This window comes from Streptomyces sp. Isolate_45, assembly GCF_024721315.2.
In the GTDB taxonomy this organism is placed as follows: Bacteria; Actinomycetota; Actinomycetes; order Streptomycetales; family Streptomycetaceae; genus Streptomyces.
Genome location: NZ_JANFAK020000118.1, coordinates 1 through 26,628, shown reverse-complemented (window position 1 = coordinate 26,628; position 26,628 = coordinate 1). Strand labels below are relative to the sequence as shown.

Here is a 26,628-nt window from a genome sequence, read left to right as displayed (position 1 = left end):
GCCGGGGGTTTGCCCCTGCCCGCCCGCCAGGCGGGTGCCCAGGGCGCGGCCGGCCCCCGGTAGCCCTGGGCCTCCGCGGCGTGCAGCGTCCACAGGGGGTCGTACAGCTGGGCCCGGCCGACGGCGCAGAGGTCGGCGCGGCCAGCCAGCAGGATCGAGTTCACGTCGTCGTACGTGGAGATCGCGCCGACCGCGATGGTGGGCACCCCCGTGGCGTTGCGGATGAGGTCGGCGTAGGGGGTCTGGTAGCTGCGCCCGTGGCGCGGCCGCTCGTGGGCGACGACCTCTCCGGTGGAGACGTCGAGTGCGTCGGCGCCCGCCTCGCCGAGGGCTCGGGCGATCTCGACGGCGTCGGCTTCGGTCAGGCCGCCCTCCGCCCAGTCCGTCGCGGAGATCCGGACGAGGAGCGCCTTGCCCCGGGGCCAGACCGCCCGTACGGCACACAGCACTTCGAGGGGGAAGCGCAGCCGTGCGGTCACGTCGCCGCCGTGCTCGTCGGTGCGCAGGTTGGTCAGCGGCGAGAGGAACCCGGACAGCAGGTGACCGTGTCCGTATTGGAGTTCCAGGGCGTCGAAGCCGGCCCGGTCGGCGCGGCGGGCGGCGTGGACGAAGTCCCGGACGACGGCGTCCATGTCCGCGCGGGTCATCTCGCGCGGGACGGGGCCGTGTTCGTCCCAGGTCAGTGCGGAGGCGGCGCCCGGGGGGCCGTCGCCGGTGGTCGCGCGCCGTCCGGCATGGGTGAGTTGGAGGCCCACGGGGGTGTCGGACTGGGCGTGGACGACGTCGGTGATGCGCCGCCAGGCCGCCTCCTGTTCGTCGTTGTACAGCCCCGGGCAGCCGGCGGTGGCGCGGGCGTCGGCGCTCACGGCGGTCATCCCGGCGAGGACGAGTCCGGAACCGCCGAGGGCGCGGGTGGCCAGGTGGACGAGGTCGAAGTCGCCGGGTACCCCGTCGCGTGCCGTGTACAGGGCGACGGGGGGCACGACGACCCGGTTGCGCAGCAGCAGTCCGCCGAGCCGGAAGGGTCGGAACATGGGCGGCGCGGGCGGGCCGGCCGGCGTGTTCCCGGGTCGGGTGTGGCCGGAGACCGCCGAGTCGACGGCCGCGGTGAAGTCCCCGTCCCGCAGACGCAGGTTGTCGTAGGTGACGCGGCGGCTGCGGGTGAGGAGGTTGAAGGCGAACTGGTGGGGGTCCTGGCCGGTGTACCGGTCGATGTTCTCGAACCATTCGAGGCTGGCCTGCGCGGCGCGCTGGGTGGATTCCACGACCGCCTTGCGTTCGCTCTCGTACGCCCTCAACGCGCCCGGGACATCGGGGTGTTCGTGCAGGGTGGCGGCGAGGGAGAGGGCGTCCTCCATGGCCAGCTTGGTGCCGGAGCCGATGGAGAAGTGGGCGGTGTGGGCGGCGTCCCCGAGGAGGACGACATTGTCGTGGACCCAGGTCCGGTTGCGCACGGTGGTGAAGCGCAGCCATCTGGACCCGTTGGGGACGAGCCGGTGGCCGTCCAGGTGGGCCGCGAGGAGTTCCTCGCAGCGCCGGATGCTCTCCTCGTCGCTCCCGCCCGGGGGGAGTTCGCGGGCAGCCGGGACGGCGAAGCCGGCGCGCTGCCAGGAGGCCTCGTCCATCTCCACGATGAAGGTGGAGCGCGTGTCGTCGTACGGGTAGGCGTGCACCTGGAGGGTGCCGAATTCGCGTTCCTCGACTATGAAGGTGAAGGCCTCGAAGACCTTGTCGGTGCCGAGCCACATGTAGCGGCCGCCGCGCTCGTCGAGGTGGGGGCCGAAGTGGTCGGCGTAGGCGGCGCGGGTCGCCGACCGTACGCCGTCGCTCGCCACCACCAGGTCGTACGCGGCGGCGAGTTCGGCGGGCGGCGGGGCCTCGGTGCGGTACCGGACGTCGACCCCCAGGGCGGCGCAGCGCTCCTGGAGGATCCGCAGCAGGTCCCGTCGGCCGAGGGCGGCGAAACCGTGGCCGCCCGAGGTGAGGGTCCGGCCCCGGTGGTGGACGTCCACGTCGGTCCAGCGGGCGAACCGGGCCGACATGGCGGCGTGGACGCCGGGGTCGGCCTGGGCGATGCCGTCGAGCGTCTCGTCGGAGAAGACGACGCCGAAGCCGAAGGTGTCGTCGGGGGCGTTGCGCTCCCAGACGGTGATCTCCCAGTGCGGGGAGAGTTGCTTGGCGAGGGCCGCGAAGTACAGTCCGCCCGGCCCTCCTCCTCTCACTGCGACGCGCACGCTGTGCCTCCAACGGGTTCGGAATCTGTTTCAAGATCGAGGGCGCGGCCGGGGACGTGGCCGGGGCCGGCCTGCGGGTCGGGTACGGGTTGCCGGTCGGGTACGGGTTGCGGTGCGAGGAGTTCGGGAGCCTGCGGGCCCGCCGTGGTCAGGGCGTGCCGGACGTCCGCGGGCCAGGGCGTGGCGCCGCTCGCCCGCGCGGCGGAGTGGGCGATGACCATCCGTCCGGTGGCGGCCTCCACGCCCTGCTCGCCGCGCACGGTGAAGGCGTAGTGGAGGGATCCGGTGCCGACCCTGGTGACCTTCAGCTCCGTGCGCACCGCGTCCCCGAACCAGAGCCGGGCCCGGTAGTCGGCCTCGAAGTGGACCCGGGGGGTGCTGCCGAACAGGTGGGACAGGCCGAGGCGGCGGAGCAGGACGGCCTCGGCCGCTTCCACCCAGCGCACGACGGTGGAGTGGTGGTAGTGCCCCGCCGCGTCGGTGTCGGGCCACTCGACGCGGCTTTCGACGACCACGCCGGTCGGCTCCGGCTCCGGTTCCGGTTCCCGGCGGGCGGCTACGGGCCCGGCACCGGCGGCCACCGGGGCGGAGCCGGCGCGCCCGCGCAGTTCGCCCCGGCGGAGCTTGCCGGTGCCGGTGCGAGGGAGTTCGGTGACGAACTCGACGGCCCTCGGGTACTTGTACGGGGCGATGGTCCGCTTGACGTGGGTCTGCAGCTCGCGGACGGTCTCCTCGCCCGTCGGGACGCCCGCGCGGAGCACGACGTACGCCTTCACCAGCATGCCGCGCCGCTCGTCCGGCGCCCCGACGACCCCGCACTCGGCGACGTACGGGTGGGCGGCGAGGGCCTTCTCCACTTCGGGGCCGGCGATGTTGTAGCCGGAGGAGACGATCATGTCGTCGCTGCGGGCCACGTACCAGAAGTAGCCGTCCGCGTCGCGGACGTAGGTGTCGCCGGTGATGTTCCAGCCGTTCCTGACGTACGAGGACTGGCGCGGGTCGGCGAGGTAGCGGCAGCCTGTGGGGCCCGTGACGGCCAGCAGGCCGGCCTGCCCGTCGGGCACGGGCTCGCCCCGTTCGTCGACGACGGCGGCGCGGTAGCCGGGCACGGGGCGGCCGGTGGCGCCGGGTCGGATGTCCTCGTCGGCCGCCGAGATGAAGACGTGCAGCATCTCGGTTGCGCCGATGCCGTCGATGATCCGCAGGCCGGTGGCGGCGTGGAACTCGTGCCACACGGCGGCGGGCAGCGGTTCGCCCGCCGACACGCAGCGGCGCAGTCCTGCCAGCCGCTCCACCGCCCCGGCGGCCATGATCGCCCGGTAGGCGGTGGGGGCGGTGAAGAGCACCGTCACCCCGTGCTCCGCGACGAGGTCGGCAAGCCGCTCCGGCGTCGCCTGTTCGATCAGCAGGGTCGCGGCGCCGGCGTGCAGGGGGAAGACCACCAGCCCGCCGAGCCCGAAGGTGAAGGCGAGGGGCGGTGTGCCGGTGAAGACGTCGTCCTCGCGCGGTTTGAGGACGTGCCGGGAGAACGTGTCGGCGTTGGCGAGGACGTCGCGGTGGAAGTGCAGGGTGGCCTTGGGCCGGCCGGTCGTGCCGGAGGTGAAGGCGATCAGGGCCACGTCGTCCGCGGCCGTGTCGACCGTTTCGAAGCCGCCGTCCTTGGCCGCGCACCGCGCGGTGAGGTCGTCGGGGTCCGGGCCTCCGTAGGCGAGGACCAGTGGTCCGGACAGGCCGGCGGCTTCGAGCTCACCTGTGTGGCGGTGGTCGCACAAGACGATCACCGGTCGGCTGATGTCGTGCAGTTCGGCGATCTCGGCGGCGCGCAGCAGCGGCATGGTGGTGACGGCGACGCCGCCCGCCTTCAGCACCCCGAACCACGCGGCGACGAGCCAGGGGTTGTTCGGGCCGCGCAGCAGCACGCGGTTGCCGGGTCGCAGACCGAAGTCCTCGGTGAGGACCTGCGCGACCTGGTTGGCGCGGTGCAGCAGTTCGCCGTAGGTCCAACGTTCGGTCGGTGTGAGCAGGCAGGCCCGGTCGGGGCCGTGCAGCGCCACGGCGTCGTCGAGCAGGCGCCGGGCGCAGTTGAGCCGGTCGGGATATTTCAACTCCGGTAGATCGAAATGGAGTTGGGGCCAGAGAGGAAGGGGTGGCAGCCGGTCACGACAGAAGGAATCGGCATGCGCGGAAGGGGAGAGCTCCATGGGGCGGCACCTCGATCGGGCGGCGGCGGGGGAGACGGGAGCAAGATATGCCGAGAATTTGGCGACCGTCAATATTTCTCGATATCCGGATCGCCCGACCGACTCACACCACCGGAATCCGCACCCGAACGGACTTGCCCGACCCATCGACAACCAGCGAGAGTTCACCGCCGAACTCGGCCGCCATCAGCCGCACCATCAGCAGCCCGCGCCCACCCTCCGACTCCAGGTCCACCTCACCCCGCGGAGAGGGCAGCCGCGGCAGCCCGGCCCCTTGGTCGGCGACCTCCAGGCGGAGCCAACCCCCGCCCCGGGACACACCGACCCGCATGCGCCCGCCGGCCGCGTGCTGCACGACGTTGCCGACCAGTTCGCTGACGGCCAGCAGCAGCGCCTCGGCCACCCCCCGCGACACCCGCCACTCACCGAGAACGGCCCGCACCCGGGCCCTGACCCGCGGAACGGTCGCCGCGACCGGATCGGTGACCCAGTGGACGAATCCGCCGGCAGGGGCGAAGAGCAGGGGCGACCCCGAGGGCTCGAACAGCCCGCGGGCGGGGGCGGGGACGGGCGGCGCGCCGCACGGGGGCGGCGCAAGGTCCGCGGGTCTGCCGACAGGGGTGAGCATGGCGTGCTCCCGGAGGGGGAAGGCGGCGCATCCACTGGAGCGGCTCGTGCGACCGGCCGGGAAGTCATCCGGCCCATGGGCTTGTGGTCAGCGGAAACGCGTCGCTACTGTTCTGATTACACGTGTAACACGTTATGCCTCCCCCAGCGATCCGCGCAAGCATTTCGGACAAACGTCACGAAGCCTGCGCCCGCGCCGGGACCCGCCGGCCGTCACGGCCGCGCCGAATCGGAAGGGCCGCAATGACGCAATCCCCCATGGCCGGGTTCGACCTCGCCGACATGACCTGGCCGCCCCCGCCCTACCAACCCCCCGTGCCGCCCCGGACGGAGGCCGACGGCGTTCGGCTCTTCGACGGGGTCACGTACGCGACCACGCCGGGGTTCCGTCCCCGGCTGCTCGACGTGCGGACACCGGCGGGCGAGGGCCCCTTCCCCGCGGTCGTCTGGATCCACGGCGGCGGCTGGCTGGACGGCGACCGCCGCTACCCGCCGCCGACCGTTCCCGCCGCCCTGCTGCACGGGGCGGTCCTCGGAGCCGGCCTCGCCCTCGTGTCCGTCGACTACCGGCACAGCCTGGAAGCGCCGTTCCCTGCCCAGCTGCACGATGTGAAGGCCGCGATCCGCTACGTCCGCGCCTTCGCGGAGGTGCTGGGCATCGACCCGGACCGGATAGGCGTCTGGGGCGAGTCCGCGGGCGGCCACCTGGCGGCCCTCGCCGGGCTCGTCGGTCCCGGCAGCCCGGACGGCGCCGCCCTGGAGGGCACGCACGGCGTCGGATCCGGGGACACCGGGGTGTTGGCCGTCGTCGACTGGTACGGAGTGTCCGACCTGCCCGCCCTGGCCGACCACCCCATGCCGCCGATGCCCGGCGGGGTCGAGTTCCCCGACCCTTACGAGGCCCTGCTGGGCGGCACCGAGGCCGAACGCCCGGCGCTGGCCCGCGCCGCGAGCCCGGTGACGTACGCCGAGGGCACGAACCCGCCGCCGTTCCTGCTGGTCCACGGCACCCGGGACGGACTGGTCCCGTACAGCCAGAGCGAGACCCTCGCGCGGGCGCTGGCGGATGCCGGGGGCGAGGTCGCGCTGCGACCCGTGGACGGCGCCGACCACATCTTCCTCGGCTCGCCCGACATCGAGGGGATCGTCGCCGAGAGCGTCGCCTTCCTCGCCGGCCACCTCGGCGCCGGGGCCTGACCCCGGACCGTCCCCCTCGCGAACCGGCCCGGACGGCGCCCTCGCGCACCGCGCCCGAGGACGCCTCCGGCCGGTCCCGCACACCCCGTACACCCCGCACCCGCACCCGCACCCGCACACCTCAACGGCCGCGGCCGCGCCCTCGCCCGCGGTCAGGAAAGGCAGCCATGTCCACCTCCCCCGCACCCAGCGCCACGACCACCCCCACCGGCAGACCCGGCGCCTCCGGGACGAACCGCGGCCGCGGCGCGCTCGCGTCGGGTCTGCTGTTCCTCGGAGGCGCCGCCCTCCTGGCCCTCGTCGTCCGCCCGGACGTCGCGAACCCGCCCTTCCAGGGCCTGGACGAGCGCTGGCTGCGCTGGATGGGCGGCCCCCACGAAGGGCCGTACGCCGCCGTCGCCGCCGCGCTCAACTGGTTCGGCGGCCCGCCCGGGGTCGTGGTCCCGCTCGCCCTGCTCGTCCTGCTGCTGGTCCGGCGGCGGCCGCTCGCCGCCGGCTTCTTCCTCGTCACCTACCTGGGCGCGAACATGCTCGTCGTCCAGGGGCTCAAGCACCTGGTGGACCGGCCGCGCCCGGAGAACCCCCTGGTCCGCGTCGACCACGGCTCCTTCCCGTCCGGCCATGCCGCCTCGGCGGCGCTGCTCGTGGTGCTCGTCGGCGTGCTGCTGGTCCCGGCGGCCCGGCGGCGGGCGTGGTGGGTGGTGGGTGCGGTCTTCGCCCTGGCCATGATGTGGAGCCGCACCTGGCTGCACGCGCACTGGCTCAGCGACACCGTGGCCGGTGCGGCGGCCGGCGCGGGGGCCGGCCTACTGGCCTGGTGGCTCTGCGAGCCCGCGCTCCGCCGGGAGCGCGTACGCGTCCACGACCGCCGGGGGGCGGCCGTGAACACCGCGGATCCCGTCCCGCAGGGCTGAGGGGGACGGGCGGGCTCCCGAGGGGGTCCCGCCCGTCCTTCGGCGGGTTCGGGGGAACCCGCCCGCCCGTCGGGTCGCCCGTCGGGTCGGCGGGCCGCGTCGAGCCCGTCCGTGAACCCGTCCGTCAGGAGGTTTCGCGGGGGACCAGGACCGCTTCGACGGAGGGCAGTTCCCGCGCCGTCCCCTCGGAGATGAGCTGGTGCAGGGAGTCCGCGATCAGCGCGGGCGACGGCAGCTCCAGGCGGACCGAGGTGAGCGCGGGTTGCTGGAACGCGGAGAGGACCAGGTCGTCGGAGCCGACGACGGCGACCTCGTCCGGTACGACGATGCCCTCGGCCCGGAAGGCGTGCAGCAACAGGGTGGCGTACTCGTCGTTGTAGGCGAACACGGCGTCGAGCCCGAGACCCCGCCACCGCCGGGCCAACGCGGTCGCCGATTCGCGGGTGTAGGCCAGTTCCAGAGCGGTGACGGTGGCCATGTGCCGGGCCGCGACCGATTCGGCGCCCGCCAGCCGCGGCCCGGCGAGCGTACCGAGTCCGCGCTCCTGCGGGACGACCACTCCGATCCGGGTGCGGCCGCGGGCGATGAGGTGCTCGGCGGCGGTGGCGCCGATGTCGGCGTGGTCGAAGCCGACGGTGTGCACGCCCTCCACGGGGTGCGCGGCGAAGGCCAGCAGCCCGCGCACGCCCGCCCGGCGCAGCAGTTCGGCCGCCTGGGGCGGGAACCGGTCGCCGTCCAGGGCGACGACACCGGCCGGGCGCAGCTCCGCCCAGGCCCGGGCGGCATCGACGGGGTCGGCGAAGCGGCCGGCGTGGAGCACGGCCGTGTAACCGTGCCGGTCGAGCTCTCCGTGCAGGTCGTCGACCCAGTCGCTCACCAGGCGGCCTATCGCGGAGACCGAGGAGGGCATCAGCACGAGGTTGCTGCGGCCGGCCCGCAGGGACCGGGCCGCGGCGTGGGGTACGTAACCGAGTCGGCGGGCCGCGTCGAGCACGCGGGCGCGGGTGGCCTCACTGACGCGGTGGCCCTGGGTGTCGTTGAGGACGAAGGAGACGGTGGCGCGCGAGACCCCCGCCAGGCGCGCCACGTCCGCACTCGTGGTGGTGGTCGTGACGGTCGGGGGGACCCGAGGTTCTTCGGCCATGATGTCCCTCGACGTTCCTCTGCTCGGTAGTGCGGTTCCTCCTACGAGGTTACACGAGTCAGATCATGAGGTCGGGGGAATCAGATCATGAGGTCGGGGGGTGTTCGGCGCTCTCGTGCGGCCCTCTCGTGCAGGGTCCTGGAGTCGTCGGCGGGGGCGGCGAGGGCCGTCACGACCGAGTCGAAGCGCATCGTGGTGCGCTCCCCCGCGGTGTACGGGTCCCAGTGCGGCAGGCCGGGGTGGTTCGGGTCGCCCGTGCGCACGAAGGCGATCCAGGCACGGTGCATGGTGTCCGCGAGCCCGTCGCGGACGGCGGGGGCCAGTCCGGCCACGAAGGGGGCGTGCGTCCACTGGTCGAAGTTGTCGAAGACGAAGGGGAGTTCGAGGCAGTGCGCCGCCCCGAGCCGGCCGTCGTGTGCGGGGGTGGGCAGGTCGAACCGGTAGGCGTACACGGGGCGGCCGATCTCCGCCCTGGCTTCGGCCAGGCGCAGGGCGGGGACGCGGAACAGCTCGTCCGTGATGAGGTCCATGAGGACGTCGGCGGGGCGGGCGCCGGGGCGGGCCCTCTCGTACGCCGCGTACACCTCGGGGGCGTCGACGGTTCCGAACGTGTCCGCGATCCGTTCGGTGACCTGCTCCCGGGTCGCGGCGGCGTAGACCTCGTCGAGGGCGAAGCCGAAGTTTGCCTCCTCGCGGGTCCAGCCGATCAGGACGTCGATGTCCGTCGCCGACCCGTGGATCAGGTTGCCGGCCGGATGGCGGTGCAGGGTGACCCCGTCGATGACGGGCAGGAAGGGGGTGGGCCAGTACCCCCAGCGGGCCGTTCGGGCCAGGAGTCCGAGGCCGGCCCCGATCAGCTCCGGCCAGTCCAGCGCGCGTAGCTCGGCGACGGTCCCGGCTCCGGCGAGGTCCCGGTAGGCGTCCACGCGCTCCTGATAGGCCGCGGGGGCGGGGAAGTCCAGCCCGAGGGGCGGGCTCTGCAGGATGACCCGCTTGATCAACCCCTCGGCCTCCGGATGGCCGACGAGGGCGGCGGTGGACACCGCGCCGCCCGACTGGCCCGCGACCGTGATGAGTTCGGGGTCACCGCCGAAGGCGGCGATGTTCTCCCGGACCCAGCGCAGGGCGCGGAGCTGATCGGTGAGCCAGGGATTGCCACCGCCCTCGCCGGAGTCCGTGTCCGGGGCCGGCGCGCCGTCGACGGCCGCCGCACCCGTCTCGCCGGACGCGTCCTCCCCGGCGGGGAAGGTGAGGTAACCGAGGGGTCCGATGCGGTAGTTGACGCTCACGAAGACGAGGTCCCCGTCGCGCGCGAAGGTGGCCCCGGAGTAGCCGGGCAGGGACCCCGAGCCGGACACGAAGCCTCCGCCATGGATCCAGACGAGGACCGGGCGGCGGGCGCCGTCGGCGGCCGGCGTCCAGATGTTGACGGTCAGGCAGTCCTCGTCGAAGGGGGGCGAGCCGTGTCCGCCGAGCACCGGGTCGCCGCCCTCGCGGTACGGCTGCGGCGCGCTGGGGCCGTCGGTGGTGGCGTCCCGCGTACCGGTCCAACCGGGGTGCGGCCGCGCCGACCTCCAGCGCAGGTCGCCGACAGGTGGCGCGGCGTACGGGACAGCCCGGAAGACGGCGATCCCGTCCTCGACCGCCCCGCGGAGGCGCCCTGCGGGGAGGTCCACGACCACGTGGCCCCGACCCGGGGAGTGAGGCATGAGCCGATCCTTCCTGCCCGGCGCACCCGATGCGCGCCGCCACCACGAGATTATGTTGTCGATTTTGCGACCGTCAATGATTCTCGATGATTCGGAGTCGTCCTGCTCACGCCCAGAGGCTGTCCGAAGCCATGAGTTCCGCCTCCGTCTCCAGCATCGGCGCGAAGAGGCGCCACAGCACAAGACAGGCACCCGCGCCGAGGAGCGCGCCGGCGATCGTGTCGCTGAGCCACTGGGCGTGCAGCCAGGTGCGGCTGCCCATCATGGAGAGCACGTAAGCGCCCGCCACCGGCCACCACCAGCGTCTCGCACGGTCGGGAAACACCACCACGGCGAGGACGAACACCAAGGTCACGGCCGTGAACACCTGGCCGGAGGGGTACGAGCCGTCGTTGACCAGGACCCACGGGTGCGGCGGGCGCGGCCGGTCGGCCAACTGCTTGAGGGGCAGCACGACGAGCACGTTGGAGACGACGCAGACGGTCGCGGCGAACAGCCCCGACCGCCAGCGCCCGTAGACGCAGAGGCAGCCGGTCAGGGCCAGGGGCAGGACCAGACCGAGGGGGCCGCCGAGCCGATCGAGGAGCAGGACGAACCCACTGGCGGACCCCGCACCGGCCCCTCCCCCGGCCGGCACGTTGAAGGAGGCCTCCCAGCGGTCGTCGATCCCCTGGAAGAAGGGTCGGGCGTCGACGCGCAGCCACAGGGCGGCCGCCAGGGACAGGAACACGAGGGACACCCCCCAGGCGAGTGCGCCGCGGGGAGGGGGTGCGGGCAATTGGTGCCGGGGTGGCGGCACGGGACCGGACGGGGACACGGCGGGGTACTGCTGCTGCACGGCGGGCCTTTCACGTCTACTGCCGGGCGCGAGGGCCTGTCGTCAACCTCCCGTCGTCGCCCGGAGGGCGGCCTCGCGGCGTCCGGTGAGTGCTCGCAGCGTGCCGGGCGCCGCGAGGCGGACGGGGGTTTGACGACAGGCCCCAGGGGGCGCGGGCAGTCGGGGAGCGGTGGGACGGGTGGCGGTCGGGCGGGGGCGGTCGGGCGGGGCGGTCGAGTGCCGAGCGGTGGGACGGGTGGCAGTCGGACGGCGGCGGTCGAATGCCGAGCGATCGGACGGGAGACGGTCGGGCGGGGGCGGTCGAATGCCGAGCGGTCGGGCGGGGTTGGCCTGGGGCCTCAGGGAGCGATCAGGAAGGGCGGCAGTGGGTCCGGGGCGGTGCGGGGTCGTCGATACGACTGGTTCCCGACGCGGCCGGTCGTCGGCGCGGCGGTTGCCGGCGCGGCGGTTGCCGGCGCGGCGGTTGCCGGCAAGGTGGATCGTCGGCGCGACGGGTTCCCGACGCGACCGGTTCCCGACGCGATGGCTGCCGACGCAGGGGTTCCCGACGCAGCGGGTGCCGACGCAGGGTTACCGGCCGACGCGGTGGGTTGCCGGTGCGGCGGCTTGCCGACACGGTGGTTGTCGACGCGGTAGCTGTCGACGCGGTGGTTGTCGACGCGGTAGCTGTCGACGCGGTAACTGTCGACGCGATGGTTGCCGACATGACGGTTGTCGATGCGGTGCTTGTCGACGCGCGCTGTCGATGCGGCCGGGTTGTCGATACGGCCAGTTGGAGGCGGTGACGGAACGGCGGGGCCGGACACGGCTGCCGCCGGGAGGCGTGCACGCGGGCCCGGCCCGGCGCGGCCGCCGGTAAGGGTGAAGACCGGCGGGCCACCTTGCGCCGACGGAACCCCGGCACGAGCTCCCCCGCCGGGAAGGGCGAGCACCGCCCCCGGCCCCGGCCACGGCCCCGGCGGCACGGCGTACGGCCGGGAGTTCGTGGTGGTGCGGCACGGAGTATGGCCGATGCGCGAGCGCCGCCACAAGGGCAAGGGGGTTTCCGGCCCGATCGGGCTCCCCAACGGCCCGGTTGCGTTGGTTACACGTCATGGCACGAGCGACCGACCCCGCGGTGACCGCGCCGCCGCGACTCGACCTCCGCTCGGTCACGATCTGCACAACGACCCTCCGCAGGGCCTGGCGGAGCCTCCGAATGGGTGCTACACAGTCTCCAGCGCCGTTGGTGACACGTGTAACAACAACACGTTGACGGGCTCGCCGACCCGTGGCTCCCGGCAACACCCCTGCCCTGCCGCCCGCCGCACCGATGCCCGTCGACCCCGCCGCCCACGCGGCGCCCCTCCCCCACGCTCGACCGCTGCTCGCCACCTCCCCGCACCGTCCCCCGAGGAGTCGTCATGGCCACGAACGAAGTCGCCGGCCCGCCCACCCCCGCAGTCGCCGAACCGCCCCGCCAACGCGGGCTGTTGCCGCTGCTGTTGGTTGCCAACTCCGCGATGATGGCGGTCTACATGGGAGTCGGTTCCGTGCTCCTGCCGACCCAGATCGCGGCGATCGCCCCCGATGACAAGGTCGCCGTCCTGGGCCTGATCGGCGGGATCAGCGCCATCTTCGCGACCGCCTTCAACCCGATCGCCGGCGCGCTCTCCGACCGCAGCGGCCGGCGCGGGCCGTGGGTGCTGGGCGGCGCCCTCGCCTCGCTCGCGGGGCTCGCCTTCCTCGGGAGCGTGAGCACCGCCCTGCTCGTGGGCATCGGCTGGTGCCTGGTACAGGCGACCATGAACGTCTACCAGGCCGCCGTCACCGCCATCGTGCCCGACCGGGTCCCCGCGGTCCGCCGCGGTACCGCGTCCGCGCTGGTGGGTCTGGGGCTGCCGATCGGCGGCACCGTCGGTGTCCTCGTGGCCTCCCGGACCGCCGAGCACCTGCGCGCGGGGTACCTCGTCTTCGGTGCGATCGTCGCCGTGGCCGCCCTGCTGCTCACCACGTTCTGCCGGGATCTCCCGCGCGCCGGCGCGGCCGACCGCACCGGTGCGGCGGAACCGGCTCCCGCCGCACCGAAGGGCGCCCAATGGGCGGCCTTCCTTTCCGCCCTGGCCAACCACGACTTCCGGTGGGCCTTCATCGGCCGGGCCCTGATGGTCCTCGGGTACTTCTCCGTCGTCGGCTACCAGCTCTACATCCTCGGCGACCACATCGCGCTGCCCGCCGGGCTGACCCCGCCCGCCGCCATGGCCGTCCTCACCCCCGTGTCGATGGTCGCGATGGCCGTGTCCACGGTGGTCGGCGGGCTGCTGTCCGACCGGTGGAACCGCCGCAAGGTGTTCGTCGGGCTGTCCGCCGCGCTGGCCGGCCTCGTCATGGTGGTCCCGGTCATCAGCCCGACCTGGACGGGCATGCTCGTCTTCAGCGCGCTCAACGGGCTCGCGTTCGGCTGTTTCATGGCCGTCGACACCGCCCTCGTCACCCTGGTCCTGCCGCGCGCCGAGGACGCCGCCCGCGACATGGGCGTCCTCAACGTCGCGAACGCGGGGCCGCAGATCATCGCCCCGTTCGTCGCCTCCGCCGTGGTGACCGGCCTCGGAGGTTACACCCCGCTGTTCCTCGTCGGCGGGGCCCTTTCCCTGGTCGGCGCCCTCGCGATCCTCCCGATCCGCAGCGTGCGCTGACCTGCCCGGGCCCGTCCGCGCGACCGGCCCGGTCCGCACTCCGGCGGGCGGGTGCCGAGGGTCGCCCGCCCGCCGGGCACCACCCCGCCCGGCCCACCCTCAACGTCCGGCACTCCTGCCCGCACCACCGCCCCGCCCCTCCCTCCCCGAAGGAGCACTCCGTGAGACGCAAGCGAGTTCTGCCACTGGCCGCCCTGGTGCTGTGCGCGCCCGCGCTGGCCGGTACCGCGCCCGCCACCGCTTCACCGCAGGGCCAGCCCCCGCGCCCGTTGCGGATCCTGCTCACGAACGACGACGGCTACAGCGCTCCGGGCATCCGCAAGGCCTACGAGCGGCTGACCGCGGCCGGGCACGACGTCACCATCGTCGCCCCGCTCACTAACCAGAGCGGCACCGGCACGAAGATGATGAACGCCCCGTCCGTCACCGTGAAGCACCCGGAGCCGAAGGTGTGGGCCGTGGACGGCACGCCGGGCGACTCGGTGGCCTTCGGACTGGCGGAGGTCTTCGCGGGCCGCGCTCCGGACCTGGTGGTCTCCGGTACGAACTTCGGCCCGAACGTGGCCGGGCTCGCCACCCACTCCGGCACCGTCGGCGGCGCCGTCACCGCCCTGGAGTCGGGAGTCCCCGCCATCGCGCTGAGCACCGGCGGCCTGAGCGTGCCCGACCCCGTGACGACCGTCAACGCGATGGTTCCCACGATGGACTTCGCCGTGAAGCTGATCGACAGGCTGCGCGCCCGCGCGCGGTCCGGTCCGCTGCTGCCCAAGGGTGTGGGCCTGAACGTCAACCACCCCGTCGTCGGCGCGGACGGCAAGGGCACGGCCGCCGGGGTCGCCACCACCTTCCAGGATCCGCAGACGGTCCTGGAACCGGACTTCACCGATGCCGGCGACGGTACCTGGAAGGTGACGGTAAAGGTGGCCCTGCGACCCGCGGCCAAGGGCGGTGACCTGGAGGCCCTGGCCGCCGGCCGGATCGCCGTCAGCCCCATGAACGCCGACTGGAACACCGGCCCGGCCGACCGGGCCGTGGCTTCCGTCCTGCTCGCCGGGCTCCGCCCCTGAGCCACCCGTCGGCCGGGGGCGGGGCGGGGGCGGGGCCACGAACCGGTACCCGCGCCCTGCCCCGCCCCCGCCCCCGGCCCCGGCCCGGCGCGGCCGGTCAACATGCGAGGAGGACGGCCCGTGAAGATCACCGCGATGAGACCCGTGAGGGGACCGCTGAGGGGGCGAGTGAGGGGGCGTCCGAGGCGACGCGTGGAAGAGCCCGTGGAGCGGCCGGAGAGGAGTCCCGCGCGACGGCCCCGGCGCGGACCGGCCCGACCGGCCGCGACACGCCCCCTGTTCGGTACGGCACTCGCACTGTTGGCCCTGCTCGCCCCGGCGGTACCGGCCGCCGCGATGCCGGACGGTTCCTCCCGACCGGTGGTCACCGTCGCGCAAGGTGGTGTGCGCGGGCAGGAACGGGAGGGTGCGCAGGAGTTCCTGGGCGTGCCCTACGCCGCTCCCCCGGTCGGTGCGGCCCGGCTGCGCGCACCCCAGGCCCCGCCCCGGTGGCGAGGGGTGCGGGAGGCGGTCCGGCAGGCTCCGGCCTGTCTGCAGTTCTCGCCGTTCGGGCTGCGCGACCCCGCGGCCGTCAGCGAGGACTGCCTCTACCTGGACGTGTACCGGCCGCGGAACGCCCGGCCCGGGGCGCGGCTGCCGGTGATCCTCTGGATGCACGGGGGTGCGTACAGCCAGGGCACGGGAACGCAGTTCGGCGGCCGCACGACGGCCGAGCTCACGCAGAGCGTCGTGGTGAGCATCAACTACCGGTTGGGGCAGCTCGGATATCTGGCCCTGCCGGAGCTGGCCGCCGAGAACGCCGACCGTTCGGGCTCGTTCGGGCTGATGGACCAGATCGCCGCACTGCGGTGGACGCGGGAGAACATCGGCGCGTTCGGCGGGAACCCCGGCAACGTGACGGTCTCGGGACAGTCCGCGGGCAGCGGTTCCGTCTGCGCGTTGCTCGCGGCGCCGTCGGCGGCGGGCTTGTTCCACCGGGCGGTGTTGCAGAGCGGGCCGTGTTCGCTGCTGGGCACGCCGGACGCGGTGCGGGCCGGCGCGCAGGCGCGGGAGTTCGCCGAGCGGGCGGGCTGCGCCGGTGCGGCCGGGATTCCGCGGTGCCTGCGCGCCGCGTCGGGGTCCGCCCTGGTCGAGGCGGCCCGTACGGTACCCACGTCCGGCCCGGCGTCCGGTGACGGGCTGCTGCCGGTCGCGCCGGCGCGGGCCATCGAGGGCGGAATCTGGAACAAGGTGCCGGTGCTGATCGGCAGCACCCGTTCGGAGGCCCGCTTCTTCGTCGCGCTGACGCAGCCGCACCTGACGGCGGAGCAGTACGCGGCGCAGGTCCTCGCACGGTACGGGGCCGCGGGGCCGGAGGTCCTCGCGCGGTATCCGGTGGCGGATCACGGCTCGCCGTACCAGGCGCTCTCCGCCGTCATGACCGACTCCGGCTTCGCCTGCCACACGGCGTGGACGGCCCGCCGGTTCGCCGGGCAGGTCCCCACGTACGTCTACGAGTTCGACGATCCGGAATCGCCGACCCTGGCGGGGGCCCGGGTGCCGGGGCTGGACCAGTCGAACGCCCACAGCGCGGAGCTGGCCTACCTGCACGACTTCACCATGGGGGACCGTCCGTTGGCGCCCGCCCAGGTCGCCCTGGCGACGGCGATGAAGCGCTACTGGGGGGCCTTCGCGCGTTTCGGCACCCCGTTCGTGCCGGGTCGGCCCGTCTGGCCGCGGGCCGACGCGGGCCCGGGCCCGGTGGCCGTCCTGACCCTCGCTCCGGGGGCGACGGGCGCCGGCACGTCGTTCGAGGCGGACCACCAGTGCGCGTTCTGGCGGGCCCAACCGCCCCGACCACTCTGACACGGGGCGGTCCGGCGCGGGCCGGTCGGCCGCCGGCCCCGCGGCGGGCGGCGGGCGGCGGGCGGCAAGTCGCATTTCTAGGTCGCTTGACCTAGAGTGGCGGTCATGATCACCGAATCGATCGACGAGCTGCGCCACGACCCCTCCGGACCCGTACTGATCACCGGGGGGTACGGCACCGTGGGCGCCGAGATCGCACGCATCCTGGCCCCGGACACCCCGACCCTGCTCACCGGCCGCAACCCCGCCCGGGGCGGGGCGCTGGCCGCCGAGACCGGGAGCGAGGTGCGCGCCTGGGACCTGGCGGACCCGGCCCCGTTCCGGGCGGACGTCCGGGCCGTCATCGGCTCGGTCAACGACCCCGAGGACCGGGTGCTGCGGGCCGCCGTGGCCGCGGGCGTCCCCTACGTCGACATCACCCGGTGGACGGCCCGGCTGCAACGTGCCGTCACCGTCGCCGCCCTGCTCCGGCCGACCGCACCGGTGCTGCTGTCCTCCGCCTGGATGGGCGGGGTCAGCAGCCTGGTGACGGCCGTCCTGGCCGAGGAACTGGGCGGCGCGGAACGGGTCGACATCGCCGTCCGCTGGGACATGGCCGACCGGGCGGGCGCGGATTCCGTGGAGTTCATGGACCGGCTGGGCGTGGCGTTCGAGGTGGTCGACGGCGGCCGGCGCCGGCTCGCCTCCCCGATGACGGAGTCCCGCACTGTGCGCGTCGGCGACACGCCCATGCGCGTCGCCCGCATCGACACCCCGGAGCAGTTCACCCTGCCCCTGACCCTCGGCACCACCACCGCGGCGACCCGCATCGGGTTCAGCTCCCCGGCCGCGACCCGGGCGCTCCTCGCGCTGCGGGGCACGGGCTTCTTCCGCTGGGCCGACGGGGAACGCTGGGCCCCGGCCCGCCGGGCGCTGCTGCACTCGCCGGGCGAGGGCGGCACGGCCCGGCTGCGCGTCGACGTCGGCCACGGCGGGCGCTCGCGCACCGCGACCGTCACCGACCCGCGCGGGCAGCACCACCTGACGGCGGTCGGAGCCGTTCTCGGCCTGCGTCGTGTCCTCGGCACGGACGGCTCCCCCGCTCCCCGGGGCCTCGTCTTCCCGGAGCAGCATCCGGTGCCCGCCGACACGCTCGGCCCGCTCGCCGCACACGGCGTCGAGGTCACCTTCGACGGGCACCGCGACGCGGGCCCCGAGGAACGGGACGGGTGCGACGACGCACCCGGTGCCGACGGCCCCGGCGACGGCACCGGCCGGGCCGGGACGCGGGCCGCCGCGTGAGCGCCGGGCCGACGCCCAAGGGGCAGCAGCGCCGCGCGGCCCTGCTCGACGCCGCCGAACGCGTCCTCACGTCCCACGGAGGTTCCGAACTCACCCTGCGGGCGGTCGCCGAGGAGGCGGGCGTCCGGCTCGGGCACCTCCAGTACTACTTCCCGGCCCGTGCCGCCCTCCTGTCGGCGCTCCTCGACCGGATCCTCACCACGTCCCTGGAACGCGTCACCGGCCTGACCGACGCCCGCACGAACGACGTCGGACTCGACGACGGACTCGACGCCCTCCTCGACGGCGTCCTCTCCGACCATGACGACCCGCGTCTGGTACGGCTGTTCACCGAGGTCTGGGCGCTGGCCGCGCACGACGAGGAGGCCGCCGCGGCGGTCCGCGCCTTCTACGACCGGTACGTCGCGCACGTGGCCTCGTTCGTCCGGGACCACGCGCCCGAGGTGTCGGCGGCCGACGCGCGGGGCCGGGCCGAGGTCTTCGTCATGCTGATGGAGGGGTCCGCCCTGTTCCGGTCCGGCATCACCGGCCACCGCAGCCCCACCGCCGACGCCCGACTGCGCGGGGCGGCACGGGCCCTGCTCGGAGGCGGCGCCGGCACCTGATCACGGCCCTGATCACACTCCTGGTCCCGCCCCGATCAGCCCCGACCCACGCGGCCGCGCCCCGATCGGGGCGCGGCCTATTGTGGTGGTACGGGCACGAGGACATCGGCCTCCGGAGGTGTGGTGGTGGGCAGCGGTTCCGGGGTCATGGGAGGCGGCTACGGCCGGCACTCGGCGGCGCAGCACGTGGGCATCGGGACGGCGCTGGGCATGCTCGACCGGGCGGTGGCGGCGCTCCCGCTGCCGGAGGGCGGGCGGGCCCTGCGGGTGGCCGATCTCGGGTGCGCGTCGGGGGGCAACGCGTTGGAGCCGATGGCCCGCGTCGTGGCGGCCGCGCGCGAGCGGGCGCCCGGGATCCCCGTGGCGGTCACGCACACCGACATCCGCGGGAACGATGTCAACGCGCTGTTGGAGACCCTCGCCGCGCGAGGGAACAGGGGCGAGAAGAACGAACGCGCCTCGGCGTACGCGAACACACCGGGTCCGACCGGGTAGGCGTCCGGCCGGATCCGCTCCGTGAGGCCGGCCCGGAAGCTCCGCACCGGACCCACCCGGGGGACGCCCGCACGAACTGGCGGGTCCAGTTGCTGCGGGCGGCCCGCACGGACGCGCCGCCGCCCCGGTAGCGGTCCGCCCGACGGACGCCACAACGGCCACCACCGGTCATCCGACGATCGTTTTGAGCGAATGGAGCTTTTTGATTGATAGATCTTGACGACGGGAATCCGGCTCCATAGAGTCGGCGCGGCCTCACTCAGCCGCTAGGAGCACCCAGATGCCCGGTCGCCGCCCGCGGACCCTGCTCGCGATGGACCCCGAACTCCTTCCCCGCCTGCTCGACGAGGCCGGCTCCCGACGACTGCTCCAGGTCGCCGAGTCGGATCTCGATGTCGTCGCCTCCGACTTCACCGGACCCGGGATCGTCGCGGCCCTGGCCGAGGCGGAGGTGCTGCTCACCTTCTGGGGGGCTCCTGCGATCGACGCCCGCGCGCTCGCCGCGGCGCCGCGCCTCAAGGCGGTCGTGCACGCCGCGGGATCCGTCAAGCACTTCGTCACCGAGGCCTGTTGGGAGCGCGGCATCACCGTCTCCTCCGCCGCCCTCGCCAACTCCCTGCCCGTGGCCGAGTACACCGTCGCCATGGTCCTGCTCTCCAACAAACGCGTGCTGCAGCTGCGCGAGGAGTACCGCGACGCTCGGGGCCGGCGCCTCGACTGGCACCTGCGGTACGGCCACGCGGGCAACTACCGCAGGACCGTCGGCATCGTGGGGGCCTCGCGGATCGGCCGCCGCGTCATCGAGCTCCTGCGCCCGTACGACCTCGAACTCGTCCTGTACGACCCGTACGTGACCGAGCGCGCGGCCGAGCTCCTCGGTGCCCGCCGGGTCGCGCTGGACGAGCTCTGTCGGATCTCGGACGTCGTCAGCCTGCACGCGCCGGCGCTCCCCGAGACCCGTTCGATGATCGACCGCAGGCGGCTGGGGCTGATGCGCGACGGCGCCACCCTGATCAACACGGCGCGCGGCTCACTGGTCGACGGGCCGGCGGTCACCGACGAGTTGGCCTCCGGCCGGCTCCAGGCGGTCATCGACGTCACCGAACCGGAGGTCCTCCCGGCCGGATCCCCCCTGTACGACCTGCCCAACGTCGTACTCACGCCGCACGTCGCGGGGTCGATGGGCAACGAGCTGCACCGGATGGCCGATTCCGCGATCGGGGAGATCGCCCGCTACGCCGCGGGCCTGCCCTTCGCGCACCCCGTGCGGCGCGAGGACCTGACCCGCACCGCCTGATCGTCGCCCTCCCGAACACCCGAAGGCCCTTGCGCACGCCCCGAACTGATCATATTGATCACTTGTTCATATGCTCTTGACGTTCATCATGCGGGGGCGAATGATTCAAGCCGTTCAGCCCACTCGCCAAGGAGCAGTTCACATGAAGTCACCATCCTCGCGTGCCTGCGGTGCGGTTGCGGCAGCGCTCTCCCTCGCCCTACTGGCCTCCGCGTGTGCCGGTCCCGACTCCCCCGCGGCGTCCGGCGGCAACGCCGCCGCGAACGACGGCAAGCCGGTGACCCTCACGTACTGGACCTGGACCAGCGGGGCCGAGGCCGCGACCGCGGAGTTCAACAGGACGCACACCGACATCCAGGTGCGGTTCTCGCAGATACCCGGCGGCCCCGACGGCTACAGCAAGATCAGCAACGCCATCAAGGCCGGTGACGCGCCGGACGTGGCGACCGTCGAGTACAGCATGGTCCCCGAGTTCGCGAGCCAGGGCTACCTGAAGGACCTGACCGCCTCCTCGGGCGAGCTGGTGCGCGAGAACTTCCCCGCGGGCGTGCAGAACCTGGTGACCTTCGGCGGCAAGACCTGGTCGGTCCCCTTCGACGCCACCCCGCAGGTGTACTTCTACCGCAAGGACCTCTTCGAGAAGTACGGCGTGAACGTGCCGACGACGTGGGCCGAGTACCGGGTGGCCGCCGAGCGGATCAAGGCCGCCGATCCCGCGGCGCGCATCGGCTCCTTCCCGACCGACGCCCCGCTCCAGGCCACCCTCTCCTGGCAGGCCGGCGCCAAGTGGTTCCGCGTCGAGGGGGACGCCTGGAAGCCGGCGATCGACGACGCCCCCTCGCAGAAGGTCGCCGCGTTCTGGCAGGGGATGCTCGACGACGACCTCGTGTTCCGCCACGGAGCCGGCACGCCCGAGGAGAGCAAGTCGCGGGCCGACGGGACGAGCGTCGGCGTCATCGGCGCCTCGTGGAGCGCGGGCGGGATGGTCGCCGCCATGCCCGACCTCAAGGGCAAGTGGGGCGTCGCCCCGATCCCCCACTGGGGCACCCCGGCCAGCGGAATGTACGGCGGCACCAGCTTCGCGGTGACGAAGGGCAGCGAACACGCCGCGGCGGCCGCCGAGTTCGTCAAGTGGATGACCACCGATCCGGCGTCGATGCGGGCCCGCATCGGCGCGCTGAAGAGCCCGAGCAGCGCCCTGCCCGCGAACACCGCGATGGCCGAGGTCGCGGCGCGGGCCTTCGACACCTCCTATTTCGGCGGCCAGGACCTGTACGCGCTGACCGGTGCGCAGATCGCCACGATCGTCCCCGGTTGGACCTGGGGCCCCGTCTGGGGCAAGGTCGGCGCCGATTTCAAGGACGAGGCCGCGCGCGGCGGACTGGCCGGCGGTCTGGTGAAGGCGCAGGAATCGGCGGCGGCGGCGATCACGAGCCGCGGTCTCAAGCTCGCCCGGTGACCCTCCGGGGCGGCCCGCAGCGCGATCCCGCGCCTTTGGCGACGCCGCCCCCCGGAACCGCCCGCCCGACCCGACTCACGGCCAAGGAGCGTTCGCGTGGCACCCACCTCTCCCGGCCCGGCCCCGGCCGGCAGTCCGCTGCGCCGCCGACAGCGCGGCGCCGTGGTCCTGTTCCTCTCCCCGTTCTTCGTCCTGTTCGCCCTCGTGACGCTCGCACCGGTCGCGTACGCGGGATGGACGAGCCTGTTCCAGGAGCGGTCCTCGGGCCTCGGGTTCGGCGGCGTGGAACGCACGTTCGCGGGATGGGCCAACTACACGGCCGTCCTCGGTGACCCGGTGTTCCGGGACTCGTTCCTGCACGTCGCCGCCTACTGCCTGGTCTACGTGCCCGTGATGATCGGCGGGGCGCTGGGCCTGGCCCTGCTCGTCGACTCGGCGTACGCCCGGGCGGCGCGCTTCTTCCAGCTCGCCCTGTTCCTTCCGCACGCCGTACCGGGACTGATCGCCGCGATCATCTGGATCTACCTGTACACGCCCGGTCTCAGTCCGGTGGTCGACTGGATCGACGCCGCGGGCGGCACCTGGAACTTCTTCTCGCCCGGCAGTTCCCTCGCGTCGATGGTGAACATCGCGGTGTGGCAGTGGATCGGCTACAACATGGTGATCTTCTTCGCCGCGCTCCAGGCCGTGCCCCGCGAGGTCATCGAGGCCGCCACGGTGGACGGGGCCGGCGCCTGGCGCATCGCCCTGCGCGTCAAGGTCCCCGTCATCCGCTCCTCGGTGGTGATGACCGTCCTGTTCACCTGCGTCGGGGCGGTCCAGCTGTTCACCGAGCCGCAACTGCTCTCCACCCGGGCGCAGGCCCTCGGCAACGACTGGTCGCCCAGCATGTACATCGTCAGTAAGGCCTTCGTCGACCAGGACTACGCGGGCGCGGCAGCGGCTTCGCTGCTCCTGGCGCTCGTGGCCGGCGCACTGTCCTTCGTGGTCACGCGGATGGGAAAGCGGTGGCAGGAATCATGAGCACCGAAACCGAAACCGACATCGCCACCGGCACCCGCCGCGCGGGCGGCCGGGCCCGCACCGCACCCGGCCGCCCCGCCGCCGGCCGCCCGCCCCGGGCCCCGCGCGCCCTGGCCTCCAAGGTGGCCGTCAACGCCGTGCTGGCCGTACTGGCCCTGTACACCCTGATGCCCGTCAGCTGGCTGCTGGTCGCCGCGACCAAGAACCGCCGCGACCTGTTCGGCACCGACGGCTTCGCCTTCGGGGAGTTCAACCTCCTGTCGAACCTGCACGCGGTCTTCACCCACGACGACGGCGTCTTCGGGCGCTGGCTGCTCAACACGTTCCTGTACGCCGTGGTGGGCTCGGTCCTCTCCTCCCTGATCTCGGTCGCGGCGGGGTACGCCTTCGACAAGTACCGCTTCGCGGGCAAGGAGAAGCTGTTCGGGTTGGTCCTGGCCGGCGTCCTGGTGCCGGGGGCGGTCCTGACCCTGCCCATGTACCTGCTCGCCTCGGAGGCGGGGATCTCCAACACGTACTGGGCGCTGCTGCTCCCCTCCCTGGTCAACCCGTTCGGCGTGTACCTCGCGCGGGTCTTCTCCGAGGGGTACGTCCCGTACGAGGTGATCGAGGCGGCGCGCGTGGACGGCGCCGGGGAGGTCCGCACCTTCCGCACCATCGCCCTGCCGATGCTGGCACCCGGGTTCGTGACCCTGTTCCTCTTCTCCTTCACCGCGAGCTGGAACAACTTCTACGGTGCGCTGGTCATGCTGAACGACAAGGACCTGTACCCCGTGAGCCTCGGGCTGCACATGTGGAACCTGTCGGTCTCGGAGAGTCCCGAGATGTACTCGTTGGCCATCACCGGCTCGCTCGTCGCGGTGGTACCGCTGGTGGCCGCGTTCCTGCTGCTCCAACGCTTCTGGCGCTCCGGCCTCACCGCGGGCGCGGTCAAGTAGCCTCCCGCGCGGCCGCGACCGCGCGGGAGCCCGGAGGATCACGACACCGGCCGGCCGGCCGTCGGACGTGCCGTCGGCCGGCCGGTGCGGTCAGCCGCGCGGGCGGCGGCGGAGCTCCGGTTCGGACAGCGACGGAGGGACGTAACCGGCGTCCCGGGCCGACAGGTTGGTGCCCGGCGGCACGATCTTGTCGATGCGGTCGAGGACGTCCGTGCTCAGTCTCACCCGGTCGGCGCCCAGCTGGCTCTCCAGCTGCTCGAAGGTGCGCGGGCCGATGATGGCGGAGGTGACGGCGGGGTGCTCCAGCACGAAGGCCAGTGCCAGTTGTACCAGCGTCAGTCCCGCCTCCTCGGCGAGCTGGGCCAACGCCTCGGCGGCGTCCAACTTGGCCGCGTTCTCGGGATCCGCGATGTCGAAGCGGGCGGCCTGCCGGTCGATCCGGCTGGACGCGGGCTGCTCGGCGCCCTTGCGGTAGCGGCCGGAGAGCCAGCCGCCGGCGAGGGGGCTCCAGCTGAGCACGCCCAGCCCGTACCGCTGCGCGACGGGCAGGACCTCGCGCTCGATGCCGCGCGCGAGCAGCGAGTACGGGGGCTGCTCGGTCACCACGCGCTCGCGACCCCGGCGTTCGGCGGTCCACTGGCCCTCGACGATCGCGGACGCCTCGAAGGTGGAGGTGCCGATGTAGCGGATCTTGCCCTGGTGGACGAGGTCGCTGAGGGCACCCAGTGTTTCGTCGAAGTCGGTCTCCGGCTCGGGACGGTGCACCTGGTAGAGATCGATCCAGTCGGTTCCGAGCCGTCGCAGGCTGTTCTCCACCTCTCGGATGATCCAACGTCGGCTGTTGCCCTGCTCGTTGGGATCCGATCCGAGGCTGCCGTGGAACTTGGTGGCCAGCACCACCCGGTCCCGGCGGCCGCCGGCGAGGGCCTTGCCGACGATGGTCTCGGACTCCCCGGCCGAGTACACGTCGGCCGTGTCGACGAAGTTGATGCCGGAGTCCAGGGCCCGGTGGATGACGCGGACGCTGTCGGCGTGGTCGGTGTTGCCGCGGCTCCCGAACATCATGGTGCCCAGACAGAGCGGGCTCACCTTGACGCCGGTACGTCCGAGCAGGCGGTGGTCGGTCATCGTGCGCTCCCGTTGACGAGTTGATCGGTGAGGGTGTCGGCCGTGATCGGCGGGGCGGCGGCGCCGCCCGACCGGTAGGCGTCCCACAGGCGCCGGTACGGCCCCTGTGCTGCGAGCAGTTGGTGGTGGGTGCCCACCTCGACGACGGTTCCCGCGTCGAGGACCACCACCCGGTCGGCGCGGGCGGCGGTGGTGAGGCGGTGGGCGACCACGATGGTGGTGCGCCGCCGGGTGAGGGCCTGCACGGCGGCGGTGACCCGCCGTTCGGTGGCGAGGTCGAGCGAGGCGGTCGCCTCGTCGAGCAGCAGGATGTCCGGGTCGACCAGCTCGGCCCTGGCCAGGGCCAGCAACTGGCGCTGACCGGAGGAGAGTCCCCGGCCGCGTTCCCCGATCCGGGTGAGGTAGCCGTGGGCGAGCGCGGCCACCATCTCGTGGGCCCCGACGGCCCGGGCGGCGGCCTCGACCTGCGCGTCGGTGGCGTCCGGGCGCCCGTAGGCGATGGCGTCGCGGACGCTCCCGCCGAACAGGTGCGGCTCCTGCGGGACGATGCCCAGGCGGCGCCGGTATCCGGTCAGGTCGAGTTCGCGCAGGTCCTGGCCGTCGACCCGAACGGTTCCGCAGGCCGGGTCGTAGAACCGGGCGAGGAGTTTGACGACCGTGGACTTCCCCGCGCCGGTGGTACCGACGAGGGCGACGGTCTCCCCGGGGGCGACGCGCAGCCGGATGCCGTGCAGCACCTCCCGACCGGGACCGCCCCCGTACCCGAACGACACGTCGTCGAACTCGATCTCCCCGCGCAGCGCCCCCACGGGCCGCGGCTCGGGCGCCGCCGGGGTGCCGGCGGGGGTGCGCATCAGGGTGCGCAGGCGGTCCATGCCGACGACCGCCTGCTGGTACCCGTCGAAGACGGGGGACAGTTGCTGGATCGGCGCGAAGAACAGCTCGACGCAGATCAGGAAGGCGATCAGGGTGCCCGCGGTCAGTCCGCCGGAGGCCACCCGGCCCGCTCCGACGGCGAGGACGGCGGCGGTGGACAGGGTGCCGAGGAATTCGACGAACGGGAAGAAGGTGCCCATGTACCGCTGTGCCCGCAATCGGGACGTGGCGTAGGCGCGGGCGAGGGCGGCGAAGTCCTCGGCGTTGCGCTCCTCGCGGCGGAACGCCTGGGTGACCCGCAGGGCTCCGACGTTCTCCTGGAGGCAGGCGTTGACCGCGCTGATCAGCTCGCGGGCCTCCAGGTAGGCGGGCACCGAGTAGTGCCGGAAGAGGGCGGTCGCCACGATCAGCGGCGGCAGCGCGGCCAGCAGGACGAGCGCGAGCTGTGCGTCGATGACCAGCAGGGACACCAGGACGCCGAGGACCGTCAGCAGGCTGACGACGGCCGTGATGAGGCCGGTCTGGAGAAAGTTGGAAACGGCGTCGACGTCGGTGGTCATCCGCGTCATGATCCGGCCGGCGAGTTCCCGTTCGTAGTAGTCGAGGCCGAGTCGTTGCAGCTGGGCGTATGTCTTGACCCGCAGGGTGTACAGGAGCCGCTCGCCGGTGCGGCCGGTGGTGCGGACCTGCGCGACTCCGATGAGCCAGTTCAGGGCGACGACGGCCGCCGCCGCGGCGGCGGCACCGAACAGGACGCCCTTCGCCTGGCCGGTGACCCCGCCGTCGACGCCGTGCCGGACGAGTACGGGTACGGCGATCTGCGCGAGCGCGTCCGCGGCCACCAGCAGCAGGCCGCCCAGCAGCGGGAGCCGGAAGGGCCGCAGCAGGGAACCGAGGCGGAAGGCGGGGTCGCCCTCCACGGCTCGGGCGAGCGGCACGTCGGGGTCGGCGGCGGGCAGCGGGATGCGGGCGAGGGCGGCCAGCAGCTCGGGAGATCGGAAGAGCGTCGTGTATGGAAAGATTGTTCCAGCAAATGTATAAATACGTGGTCGCCGTATAAATAAAAAAACGGGGG

Annotated in this window: 19 protein-coding genes and 3 pseudogenes; 12 read left to right on the top strand and 10 right to left on the bottom strand. The window is 73.4% G+C overall.

The genetic code is table 11. The annotated features are described in order from the left end of the window. From NOD94_RS29685 to NOD94_RS29670, 4 genes and pseudogenes are all read right to left on the bottom strand, one after another. On the bottom strand, nt 1-2,234 hold a 2,234-nt coding region (locus tag NOD94_RS29685; RefSeq protein ID WP_281209229.1), incomplete at its 3' end, for an FAD-dependent monooxygenase. Continuing rightward, nucleotides 2,219-2,719: pseudogene (locus tag NOD94_RS29680) on the bottom strand (acyl-CoA thioesterase); the annotation flags it as partial. The gene NOD94_RS29685 and the pseudogene NOD94_RS29680, both read right to left, overlap by 16 nt. A 108-nt stretch (nt 2,720-2,827) precedes the next feature. Then, nucleotides 2,828-4,435 (bottom strand): annotated as a pseudogene (locus NOD94_RS29675) (AMP-binding protein); the annotation flags it as partial. Between the two features lie 103 nt (nt 4,436-4,538). Further along, nucleotides 4,539-5,063 carry an ATP-binding protein gene (locus tag NOD94_RS29670; protein ID WP_281209228.1) on the bottom strand — a complete coding sequence of 175 codons (525 nt, stop codon included), beginning with the start codon at nt 5,061-5,063 and terminating at the stop codon, nt 4,539-4,541. A gap of 242 nt (nt 5,064-5,305) precedes the next feature. Between NOD94_RS29670 and NOD94_RS29665 the strand changes: the two genes are divergently transcribed. Further along, nucleotides 5,306-6,259, top strand: coding sequence for an alpha/beta hydrolase (locus NOD94_RS29665; protein WP_281209227.1), 954 nt, complete (start codon nt 5,306-5,308; stop codon nt 6,257-6,259). Between the two features lie 167 nt (nt 6,260-6,426). Further along, nucleotides 6,427-7,173 (top strand): phosphatase PAP2 family protein, encoded by a 747-nt coding sequence (locus tag NOD94_RS29660; protein ID WP_281209226.1) that lies wholly within the window; start codon nt 6,427-6,429, stop codon nt 7,171-7,173. A 124-nt stretch (nt 7,174-7,297) separates the two neighbouring features. Here the strand turns inward: NOD94_RS29660 and NOD94_RS29655 are convergent, their stop codons facing one another. The 4 genes from NOD94_RS29655 to NOD94_RS29640 all read right to left on the bottom strand — a co-directional run bounded on the left by NOD94_RS29655 (nt 7,298) and on the right by NOD94_RS29640 (nt 11,670). Next, complete coding sequence (locus tag NOD94_RS29655) at nt 7,298-8,317, bottom strand: LacI family DNA-binding transcriptional regulator (RefSeq protein WP_281209225.1); 1,020 nt, start codon at nt 8,315-8,317, stop codon at nt 7,298-7,300. A gap of 80 nt (nt 8,318-8,397) precedes the next feature. Continuing rightward, on the bottom strand, nt 8,398-10,026 hold the full coding sequence (locus tag NOD94_RS29650) for a carboxylesterase family protein (protein WP_281209224.1): 1,629 nt from the start codon (nt 10,024-10,026) through the stop codon (nt 8,398-8,400). Between the two features lie 106 nt (nt 10,027-10,132). Then, a complete protein-coding gene (locus NOD94_RS29645; protein WP_281209223.1) occupies nt 10,133-10,756 on the bottom strand; it encodes a phosphatase PAP2 family protein in 624 nt (207 codons plus the stop codon). 446 nt (nt 10,757-11,202) lie between these two features. Next, nucleotides 11,203-11,670: a hypothetical protein gene (locus NOD94_RS29640; protein WP_281209222.1), complete on the bottom strand. Its 468-nt coding sequence runs from the start codon at nt 11,668-11,670 to the stop codon at nt 11,203-11,205. 597 nt (nt 11,671-12,267) lie between these two features. Between NOD94_RS29640 and NOD94_RS29635 the strand changes: the two genes are divergently transcribed. The 10 genes from NOD94_RS29635 (at nt 12,268) to NOD94_RS29590 (ending at nt 23,549) form a co-directional block, all read left to right on the top strand. Next, nucleotides 12,268-13,539, top strand: coding sequence for an MFS transporter (locus NOD94_RS29635; RefSeq protein ID WP_281209221.1), 1,272 nt, complete (start codon nt 12,268-12,270; stop codon nt 13,537-13,539). Nucleotides 13,540-13,700: 161 nt separating this feature from the next. Beyond that, the gene (gene surE / locus NOD94_RS29630; protein ID WP_281209220.1) at nt 13,701-14,606 is read left to right on the top strand and encodes a 5'/3'-nucleotidase SurE; all 906 of its coding nucleotides are present in this window, start codon (nt 13,701-13,703) and stop codon (nt 14,604-14,606) included. A 300-nt stretch (nt 14,607-14,906) separates the two neighbouring features. Continuing rightward, complete coding sequence (locus NOD94_RS29625; RefSeq protein WP_281209219.1) at nt 14,907-16,451, top strand: carboxylesterase family protein; 1,545 nt, start codon at nt 14,907-14,909, stop codon at nt 16,449-16,451. A gap of 105 nt (nt 16,452-16,556) precedes the next feature. Then, entirely contained in the window at nt 16,557-17,732 is a 1,176-nt protein-coding gene (locus tag NOD94_RS29620) for a saccharopine dehydrogenase (RefSeq protein ID WP_281209218.1), read from the top strand. After that, entirely contained in the window at nt 17,729-18,337 is a 609-nt protein-coding gene (locus NOD94_RS29615; RefSeq protein ID WP_281209217.1) for a TetR family transcriptional regulator, read from the top strand. Before NOD94_RS29620 ends, NOD94_RS29615 begins: the two co-directional genes overlap by 4 nt. A 126-nt stretch (nt 18,338-18,463) precedes the next feature. Beyond that, nucleotides 18,464-18,832: a hypothetical protein gene (locus NOD94_RS29610; RefSeq protein ID WP_281209216.1), complete on the top strand. Its 369-nt coding sequence runs from the start codon at nt 18,464-18,466 to the stop codon at nt 18,830-18,832. A gap of 280 nt (nt 18,833-19,112) precedes the next feature. Then, nucleotides 19,113-20,129, top strand: a complete 1,017-nt coding sequence (locus NOD94_RS29605) for a hydroxyacid dehydrogenase (RefSeq protein WP_281209215.1) — start codon at nt 19,113-19,115, stop codon at nt 20,127-20,129. A gap of 142 nt (nt 20,130-20,271) precedes the next feature. Then, nucleotides 20,272-21,588 (top strand): sugar ABC transporter substrate-binding protein, encoded by a 1,317-nt coding sequence (locus NOD94_RS29600; RefSeq protein WP_281209214.1) that lies wholly within the window; start codon nt 20,272-20,274, stop codon nt 21,586-21,588. 96 nt (nt 21,589-21,684) lie between these two features. Further along, entirely contained in the window at nt 21,685-22,611 is a 927-nt protein-coding gene (locus tag NOD94_RS29595) for a sugar ABC transporter permease (protein WP_281209213.1), read from the top strand. Further along, nucleotides 22,608-23,549, top strand: a complete 942-nt coding sequence (locus tag NOD94_RS29590; protein WP_281209212.1) for a carbohydrate ABC transporter permease — start codon at nt 22,608-22,610, stop codon at nt 23,547-23,549. The genes NOD94_RS29595 and NOD94_RS29590 overlap by 4 nt, the downstream gene beginning before the upstream one ends. Before the next feature lie 90 nt (nt 23,550-23,639). Here the strand turns inward: NOD94_RS29590 and NOD94_RS29585 are convergent, their stop codons facing one another. Continuing rightward, nucleotides 23,640-24,677, bottom strand: a complete 1,038-nt coding sequence (locus NOD94_RS29585; protein ID WP_281209211.1) for an aldo/keto reductase — start codon at nt 24,675-24,677, stop codon at nt 23,640-23,642. Further along, nucleotides 24,674-26,548, bottom strand: a pseudogene (locus tag NOD94_RS29580) (ABC transporter ATP-binding protein); the annotation flags it as partial. The pseudogene NOD94_RS29580 and the gene NOD94_RS29585, both read right to left, overlap by 4 nt. Nucleotides 26,549-26,628: the final 80 nt, after the last annotated feature.